The organism is Mesorhizobium sp. M7A.F.Ca.US.005.03.2.1, from assembly GCF_003997795.1.
Classification (GTDB): Bacteria; Pseudomonadota; Alphaproteobacteria; order Rhizobiales; family Rhizobiaceae; genus Mesorhizobium; species Mesorhizobium ciceri.
Map to the genome: position 1 here is coordinate 1 of NZ_RZRP01000211.1, position 8161 is coordinate 8161.

Consider the following 8161-nt stretch of genomic DNA (forward strand, 5'->3'; position numbering starts at 1 on the left):
GGCTGGTGACGCTCTCGGCGTTCACGCGTTTTGCTTCCTCGGCATACCATTCGACGAAGGAGGCGGCGTAGTCGATCTCGCCCAGCGATTCCTGCAGAGGCTTGCCCTGTTCAAGCGTCATCAGCAGAGCCAGATCATCCTTGGCGCCGACGATCAGCTCGAACCATTTTCGTAAAATTTTCGAGCGCTCCTGCGGCAACAGCGCCCGCCAGGCCGGGAAGGCACGCGCCGCGGCATCGATCGCCTTTGTCGTCTGCCGGCCATCGAGCGCGGCGACGAAAGCGACGGTCGTGCCGGTGGCCGGATCGGTGACCTCGAAGCTTTCGGCAGCCTCGCTTGCGGTCCAGTGGCCATCGACATAGGCCAGTTCGCGCAGCAGCCGGCGGTCGGCGAGGCCGTCGAGCGCTTCATGGCGATGCGAGCGGGCGAAATGCGCGGACATGGTCAAAGCCTCCCGGTTCGGACTGATGCGGGAAGACTATCCGCCCGATGCAGATAGAGAGGCTGTTTGGAAGTCCTGGCGTAGAGAGACTCTCTCTATCGGGTTGCCCGGCGAGAGAATCTCTCCGCTCCTATGACGACGCCGGCAAAAGCTCTGCGAGGGGCAGCGCCACCTCGTCCTTCACGGTCTTGATGACGATGTAGGTGAAGTAACGATCGATGCCGATCTCGCGGTCCAGCAAGCGATCGACCAGCCGCTGATAGGCGTCGATGTCGCGCGCCATTACCTTCAACAGATAGTCGACGCCGCCGCCGACAGACCAGCAGGCGACGATCTCGGGAACATCGCGTATAACGCGCTCGAAGCGGTCGAAATCGGCCTGGCGGTGGTTTGCCAGCGTCACCTCCATCAGCACGGTGGCAACGGGTGCCACGACGCGCATGGCGATCCTGGCGTGATAGCCCGAGACGATGCCGGCCTTTTCCAGCTTGCGCAACCGCATCCAGCACGGCGTCGGAGACAGGCCGACCTGCTCGGCCAGCGCCAGCTTGGTGATGCGTCCGTCGCGCTGGATGGCGTCGAGGATTTTCAGGTCGATCGGGTCGAGTTTTGCTGATGTCATCAGGGCTCACTTTTTCGTCCGAGTACCATGACGGCGCATTATTTCGATTGTCAATTGCACTGATTTCGATCTCTAATAAGTCATGACATTGTGGCAACCCGATCCCGCGCTTATCCGGCGGCCGGCCTATCAGTCGCTGGCCGACCAGTTCGCGCGCGCCATCCATGACGGACGCCTTGCCAATGGCGCGCGGTTGCCGACCCATCGCAGGCTGGCCGACGACCTCAAGCTTTCGGTGCAGACGGTTAGCCGCGCCTATGAGGAACTGATCCGCCGCGGCCTGATTTCGGGCGAGATCGGCCGCGGCAGCTTCGTCCAGACGCAGCGCCGCGAGCCCGAGCCGCCCTATCTGCCGGAGCGGCTCGGTGAAGTCATCGACCTTTCGATCCTGAAACCGGTCTGCGAGCCGATGCATCTTGAGCGGCTGAAGCAGGCACTGGGATGGCTGGCTGAGAACCTGCCGTCGAGTTCAGCACTTTCGTTCCGGCCCAACATGGTGTTTCCCCGCCACCGCGCGGTGGCGGTCGAATGGTTGAGACTGTGCGGCCTCGATGCATCGCCGCAGAACGTCAGCCTGACCAACGGCGCCACCGCCGGCATGACAGTGGCGCTGATGAGCGTCGCGCCGCCGGGCTCTACGGTCGCCACGGAGGCGATCGGCCACCATACGCTGGTGCCGTTGGCACGCTATCTCGGCTTCAACCTGGAAGGCCTGCCGATCGACGACAACGGCCTGATTCCGGAAGCGCTGGACGAGGCCTGCCGGCTTTCCGACATCCGCGCGGTCTTCGTGCAGCCCTCGGTCATCAATCCGACGGCGACGCTGATGGATGCGCGGCGGCGAGAAGAGATCGCGGCGGTCGCGCGCAAGCACGATATCGCCATCATCGAGAACGATGTGCTGGGTCCGCTGGTCGAAGACCGGCCGCCGCCGGTTGCCGCGTTCGCGCCGGAGCGTACGCTCTACGTCACCTCCTTCACCAAGATCACCGTGCCCGGCCTGCGCATCGGCTATCTGGCCGCACCCGACCGCTACGTCGCCGCCGTCGCCAACCGGCATCTGGTTTCGAACTGGATGGCGACGCCGCTGGTGGCCGAGATCGCCACCAAATGGGTGACCGACGGCACGGCGATGGAGCTTGTCCACTGGCAGCGCGCGGCTTTGCGGCGCCGGCAGGATATTGCAGCGCAGGTGCTGGCGGGGGTCGACTATCGCGCCCGGCGAGACGGGCTGCATGTCTGGCTTCAACTGCCCGCGGACCGTGCCGAGGAAAGCTTTGTCGCCCAGGCCCGCCTGCAAGGCGTGGCTATCGCGCCCGGAACATCCTTCCGTATTTCGGGTGCGCCCTGGCATCCGGCGGTGCGTATCTCGCTGGGTTCGACCACCGAGGGGGAACTGCGCGCCGGCCTCGGCGTTGTCACCAAGCTGCTGCTTGGCGATCCGGAGCATCTGCTGCTCGCAATCTAGGTCCGGTTTGCCCGGAAATTGTGCGGAATCAGAATAATTGTCATGATATTATTTTCCCAATTGACATGATTTGGCGCGTTCCGCATCGTTAAGGGGCATAAGCTTCTCCAGCACGGGGAAATAGATTTGTCCGCACCAGCGCCCATCATCAAGATCGACAGCATCTCGAAAAGCTTCGGCAGCTTCAAGGTGCTGGACGGCCTGTCGATGCAAGTCATGCCCGGCGAGAAGCTGGCACTGATCGGCCCATCGGGTTCGGGCAAGACGACGATCCTGCGCATCCTGATGACGCTGGAGCGCATCGATGGCGGTCATATCCAGATCGACGGCGAGCAGCTCTATCACATGGAGCGCAATGGCCAGCTGTTGCCCGCCGATGAGCGGCATCTGACAAGGATGCGCCAGAAGATCGGCATGGTGTTCCAGCTGTTCAACCTGTTTCCGCACAAGTGCGTCATGGACAATGTCACGCTGGCGCCGATGCTGACCAAGGGCACGCCGCGTGCCGCCGCCGAAAAGCGGGCGATGGAACTGCTCGAAATGGTCGGCATGGCCGACAAGGCCAAGAACATGCCGGCGCAGCTGTCCGGTGGGCAGAAGCAACGCGTGGCGATCGCTCGGGCGCTGGCGCTGTCGCCGAAGATCATGCTGTTCGACGAGGTGACGTCGGCGCTCGATCCAGAGCTGGTCGAGGAGGTGATGAACGTCATGCGCAAGCTCGCCGCCGAGACCGACATGACCATGCTGCTGGTCACCCACGAGATGGGCTTTGCCCATGATTTCGCCGACCGGGTGCTGTTCTTCGATCGCGGCAGGATCGTCGAAGAAGGCAAACCGGACGAGATTTTCCGCAATCCCAAGCAGGAGCGCACGCAAGGTTTCCTGAAGAAGATCATCGCGGCCGGACATCGGGTCTGACCGCAATGCCCAGGGCGACGAAGTCGTCCCGAGGCGGCGAGGGCCGCCATGCAACAAAGCAAGACAAGAAACAAGGAGTTGGGAACAATGAACAAACTTGGCATTCTGGCCGGCGTTGCCGGTCTTGCACTGACGGCGGTGCTGGCCGCCTCGATCCCCGGTTCGGCCGATGACAGCAAGCTCGAGCAGCTCAAGGCGCAAGGTTTCGCCCGCCTCGCCATCGCCAACGAGCCGCCCTATACGGCGGTCGCCGCCGACGGCAAGGTTTCGGGTGCCGCGCCTGATGTGGCCCGCGAGATATTCAAGCGGCTCGGCGTCGCCGACGTTGCCGCTTCGATCTCCGAATATGGCGCCATGATCCCCGGCCTGCAGGCCGGTCGCTTCGATGTCGTCACCGCCGGCCTGTTCATGAAGCCGGAGCGCTGTGCTGCGGTCGCCTATTCGGAACCCGTGCTGTGCGACGCCGAGGCGATGCTGGTGAAGAAAGGCAATCCAAAGGGCTTCAAGAGCTATGAGGATGTCGCCAAGGATACGACTGCGACCATCGGCGCGCCGGGCGGCGGCACCGAGGAGAAGCTCGCGCTCAATGCCGGCGTGCCACGCGATCGCGTCATCGTCGTGCCGGATGGCCAGAGCGGCGTGAAGATGCTCCAGGATGGCCGCATCGACGCTTATTCGCTGCCCGTCCTGTCGATCAATGATCTGGTCAAGAAGGCCAACGATCCGAACCTCGAAGTCATCGCTCCGGTGCAGGGCGCACCGGTCTATTGCGACGGCGCCGCTTTCAAGAAGGGCGACGAGGCACTGCGCGACGCCTTCGATGTGGAACTGGCCAAGATGAAGAAATCAGGCGAGTTCGCCAAGATCATCGAGCCCTACGGCTTCTCGGCGGCAGCCGCGATGTCGACCAGCCGCGACAAGCTCTGCGCGGCGAAGTGATTCTTCCTTCTCCCCGTTCAACGCGGAGAAGGTGTCACGAAGTGACGGATGAGGGGCGGCGCCAAACCTTCGCAAGTTCGCGCCGCCCCTCATCTGCCTGCCGGCATCTTCTCCCCGTAAACGGGGAGAAGATGCTAAACCCAACGTTGGAAACCGAATGACCCAGTGGTCCGGCTATTTCGGCCTGATATTGCAGGGAGCGCTTGTCACCATCGAGCTGACGCTGATGGGGTCGGTGCTGGCGCTGATCATGGCCTTCCTCGCCGGCATGGGGCGCGTGTCGCGCTTCTTTGCGCTGCGTTGGTTGGCCACCGCCTACATCGAGTTCTTCCGCGGCACCTCGATCTTCGTGCAGTTGTTCTGGGCCTATTTCGTGCTGCCCTTCATCGGCATTTCGCTGACCCCGTTGCAGGCCGGCGTGCTGGCGCTCGGCCTCAATGTCGGCGCCTACGCCGCCGAAGTGGTGCGCGGTGCCATCCAGTCGATCGGCCGCGAACAGTATGAGGCCTGCACAGCGCTCAATCTCGGCCGCTGGCAAGGCATGCGCCACATCATCCTGCCACAGGCGCTGCTGGTGATGCTGCCGACCTTTGGCAACAATGCCATCGAATTGCTCAAGGCGACCGCCGTGGTGTCGCTGATCTCGCTCACCGACCTGACCTTCCAGGCGCAGGTGGTGCGCGCCCAGACCGGCAACACCCTGGTGCCGTTCACCACCATCCTGATCATCTATTTCATCCTCGCCCTGCTCATCTCGTGGGGCGTGCGCTCGCTGGAACGACGCATGGCGCGCGGCCTCGACGGGGTGCGTGCCTGATGGCCAACTCCCTTCTGATAAATTGGGCCTACTGATGGAATGGGATTGGAATTTCGTCTGGGAAATCATGCCAACGCTGATCCAGGGCGTGAAGATCACCATCCTGGCGACGCTGCTCGGCTCGGTGCTGGCGGCGATCGTCGGGCTTGGCATTGCGCTGGCGCGCCGCTCGCCCAACAAGGCGTTGTCGCGCACGGTCGGCTGGGCGGCTGAATTCATCCGCGGCACGCCGCTGCTGGTGCAGCTCTATTTCATCTTCTACGTGCTGCCCGACATCGGCATCCTGCTGCCGCCGCTGGTCGCCGGTGTCATCGGGCTCGGGCTGCATTACGGCACCTATACGGCCGAGGTGTATCGTGCCGGCATCGACAATGTGCCGCGCGGCCAATGGGAGGCCGCCAAGGCGTGCAATTTGAGCGCCAGTCAGACCTGGACCCACATCATCGTTCCGCAGGCTATCCCACCGATGATTCCGGCGCTCGCCAATTACTTTATCGCCATGTTCAAGGAAACGCCGCTGCTGTCGGCGATCACCGTGCTGGAACTGATGAACCAGGCCAAAAGCGTCGCCAACACCTACTATCGCTATATCGAGCCGATCACCCTGGTCGGTGCTTTCTTCCTGGTCATCAGTCTGTTTTCGGTCGTGTTGCTGCGCTGGCTGGAACGCCGCTACGGCAAGATCGAGAGGTAACCGATGAAACCCTTGCCCGAGATCAAGGTATATCCAAAACGGCCGGCACTGGATGCGCGTCCGCTGGAGCGGCGCATCGGCCTGATCATCCTGGCCACCGCCTCGCTGTTCGTGCCGCTCACCATCCTGCATCCGTTCTGGATGCTCGCCTTCCTGGTGCTGACGGCGGTGACCTTCAGCCTGTTCGGCTTCATCATCGGCATCTGGGCGAAGAGTTTCGAGCAGCTGCAACTGGTTCCGCTGCTGATCATCACGCCGCTGACCTTCCTCGGTGGCAGCTTCTATTCGATCAACATGCTGCCCGAGGTCTGGCGCACGATCACGCTGTTCAACCCGGTCGTCTACCTGATCAGCGGTTTCCGCTGGAGCTTCTACGGCAAGTCCGACGTCTCGGTCGGCGTCAGCCTCGGCATGACGGTCGTCTTCCTGCTGATCTGTATAACGATCGTCGCCTGGATCTTCAGGACAGGGTATCGGTTGAGGAATTGACGGCAGAACGCCGCCAGGTCTGTTGAGATTCAGGTCAGGCCGAGTCGAAAATGGCGGATTCCGAGAACCGGAGCGGAGCGTACTTTTCGTACGTGAGCACCGGAAGCGCAGGAAGCCGCCATTTGCAGGCCGGCCTCACCTGAATATCGATAGATCTAGATCGCCTTGACCAGCCGCAGCAACCCCAGCATCTCGACATACGTCCCCTTGCGGAAGGCGATGTAGACCGGCTCCTCGACACCGTGGAAGCGGCGCTTGAAGGCCGCCTGGCCCTGCAGGTTGAACCTGCGGCGATTGACCCAGGGCGAATCGTAGGCGCGCTGGAAGGCATTGCGCCAGAAATCGCTTTCGGCAAAGCCGCTTGGCCCGATATCGAGCATCGGCGACAGGCCGAGCGTGACCACCGAGATGCCCTCTTCGCGAAAACGGTCGACGGCAAATTTGGTCAGGCCGACCTCGGCATGCGGCGAAGCGTCGATATGCTTGCGCTTGAAGGCCGTCGTGTAGCCGATGACCTTTCCGTTGCGGCACAGCGGGTCGAAGTCGAGCAGAGCGACCAGTCCGCCGTCGGGACCGTGCAGGACGAAACGGCGCATGTCGGTGCCGAGATGGTCGGCAAAGTTGCGGTTGAGAAAGCCCATCTCCCAGCGCTTGACGATGCGGTCGCCGCGCCAGTTTTCCGAAAGCCGGGCAATTTCATCCAGAAAAATCGTGCGCTTGTCCTCGTCGAACGAAAAGCCTTTCTTCAGCAGCCAGCGCTCGGAGTAGCGCACGGTCTCGTTGCGCTTCCCGGAAAAATCATGCTCGGGCAGGGTGAGGCGGGTGTCGATGCCGAGGCGATTGACCTTGTAGCCAAGGCCGGCCAGCACGCGTGCGGTTTCCTCGCCGACCTGCACGAACCACGGGCTGCCGGCGGTCTCGACGAAGCGCTTGATGTAATCGGCCCGACGCGCCGGAGCCGCCACCGGGTCGCCGAGCGCGAAATGGTGCTTCATCTTGGTACCGAAGGCGATGTAGCCGTCGGCGTCGCCGAAATAGGAGAGCTTGCCTTGCACGGCGGTGGAATAGGCGAGCGAGAAGTCGCCATAGCGGCGCACCAGTGCCAGGCGTTCGACATGGGTCAGCGCCTGCCGCTCGACCTCGGGCGCGGCGGCCTCAAGGATCTTGTCGAAATAGAACCGCAAGGAGGGCATGGTCGAGATTCCGCGTGCCGCCTACAGCGCCGGCCGTCCAGGACGCGCCAAGGTGCTGTAACACTTTGATTCTGCGCATGACTCGAAAATCGGAGTCGATTTCGGGCATGCGCGTGGGGATAACCGAGACCCGCCAGCCACCCCGAGCCTCGAATCAATCACATTGCCGCGACCTGATTACCGTTGATATCGCGCATATGCCATATAGAGCGCAACCGCGGCCCGGCGTACGGAGCTAATTCGCATCGCTCGAAATTTCGGCCGCGGTTTGCTGCAGGGATCCTGCGCGGGATCAAACGGTTACAGCGTCCTGCCAGCCTAGCGTCGAACGGGATTCGAGTGAATGACTGATACGACAATCAGATCGGTTGTGGATCTGCCGGCCAAGGTCGAGCCGGCAATCGTCGTCGGCGCCGGTGCTGCCGGGCTGGCCGTCGCGCACGCCTTGATGAACGCCGGCGTGCCGACGGCGATCCTGGAAAAGGAAAGCCGGTTGGCTGAGCCATGGCACCGGCGGCACCAGCAATTGCATCTCAACACCCACCGCGATCTTTCTTCGCTGCCTGGTCTCCCCTATCC

General features: G+C 62.6%; 9 protein-coding genes and 1 pseudogene. 7 read left to right on the top strand and 3 right to left on the bottom strand.

The genetic code is table 11. The features are described 5' to 3' along the window. Both EN991_RS14105 and EN991_RS14110 read right to left on the bottom strand, forming a co-directional pair. Positions 1–442: aldehyde dehydrogenase family protein (locus EN991_RS14105; protein WP_127368983.1), on the bottom strand; the 442-nt coding region annotated here is incomplete at its 3' end. Between the two features lie 130 nt (positions 443–572). After that, positions 573–1064 (bottom strand): Lrp/AsnC family transcriptional regulator, encoded by a 492-nt coding sequence (locus EN991_RS14110; RefSeq protein WP_127368984.1) that lies wholly within the window; start codon positions 1062–1064, stop codon positions 573–575. An 82-nt stretch (positions 1065–1146) separates the two neighbouring features. On the opposite strand from EN991_RS14110, the gene EN991_RS14115 reads away from it, so the two are divergent. From EN991_RS14115 to EN991_RS14140, 6 genes and pseudogenes are all read left to right on the top strand, one after another. Then, positions 1147–2532 (top strand): PLP-dependent aminotransferase family protein, encoded by a 1386-nt coding sequence (locus EN991_RS14115; RefSeq protein ID WP_013530325.1) that lies wholly within the window; start codon positions 1147–1149, stop codon positions 2530–2532. A gap of 126 nt (positions 2533–2658) precedes the next feature. Then, on the top strand, positions 2659–3450 hold the full coding sequence (gene ehuA / locus EN991_RS14120) for an ectoine/hydroxyectoine ABC transporter ATP-binding protein EhuA (protein ID WP_027162225.1): 792 nt from the start codon (positions 2659–2661) through the stop codon (positions 3448–3450). 87 nt (positions 3451–3537) lie between these two features. Next, a complete protein-coding gene (gene ehuB / locus EN991_RS14125; protein WP_013530327.1) occupies positions 3538–4389 on the top strand; it encodes an ectoine/hydroxyectoine ABC transporter substrate-binding protein EhuB in 852 nt (283 codons plus the stop codon). Positions 4390–4546: 157 nt separating this feature from the next. Next, on the top strand, positions 4547–5206 hold the full coding sequence (gene ehuC / locus EN991_RS14130) for an ectoine/hydroxyectoine ABC transporter permease subunit EhuC (RefSeq protein WP_013530328.1): 660 nt from the start codon (positions 4547–4549) through the stop codon (positions 5204–5206). Between the two features lie 34 nt (positions 5207–5240). Next, positions 5241–5900 (top strand): ectoine/hydroxyectoine ABC transporter permease subunit EhuD, encoded by a 660-nt coding sequence (gene ehuD, locus EN991_RS14135; RefSeq protein WP_024502312.1) that lies wholly within the window; start codon positions 5241–5243, stop codon positions 5898–5900. Between the two features lie 78 nt (positions 5901–5978). Then, a pseudogene (locus EN991_RS14140) lies at positions 5979–6389 on the top strand (ABC transporter permease); the annotation flags it as partial. A gap of 155 nt (positions 6390–6544) precedes the next feature. On the opposite strand, the gene EN991_RS14145 reads toward EN991_RS14140, so the two are convergent. Beyond that, on the bottom strand, positions 6545–7582 hold the full coding sequence (locus EN991_RS14145) for a phosphatidylglycerol lysyltransferase domain-containing protein (RefSeq protein ID WP_127368985.1): 1038 nt from the start codon (positions 7580–7582) through the stop codon (positions 6545–6547). A gap of 343 nt (positions 7583–7925) precedes the next feature. On the opposite strand from EN991_RS14145, the gene EN991_RS14150 reads away from it, so the two are divergent. Next, a partial coding sequence (locus EN991_RS14150) for an NAD(P)-binding protein (protein WP_127368986.1) occupies positions 7926–8161 on the top strand: 236 nt, incomplete at its 3' end.

Coding starts and splice junctions, on each gene's coding strand:
- EN991_RS14145 (WP_127368985.1), bottom strand. CDS start 7,582: ATGCCCTCCTTGCGGTTCTATTTCGACAAGATCCTTGAGGCCGCCGCG.
- EN991_RS14110 (WP_127368984.1), bottom strand. CDS start 1,064: ATGACATCAGCAAAACTCGACCCGATCGACCTGAAAATCCTCGACGCC.
- ehuB (WP_013530327.1), top strand. CDS start 3,538: ATGAACAAACTTGGCATTCTGGCCGGCGTTGCCGGTCTTGCACTGACG.
- ehuC (WP_013530328.1), top strand. CDS start 4,547: ATGACCCAGTGGTCCGGCTATTTCGGCCTGATATTGCAGGGAGCGCTT.
- EN991_RS14115 (WP_013530325.1), top strand. CDS start 1,147: ATGACATTGTGGCAACCCGATCCCGCGCTTATCCGGCGGCCGGCCTAT.
- ehuD (WP_024502312.1), top strand. CDS start 5,241: ATGGAATGGGATTGGAATTTCGTCTGGGAAATCATGCCAACGCTGATC.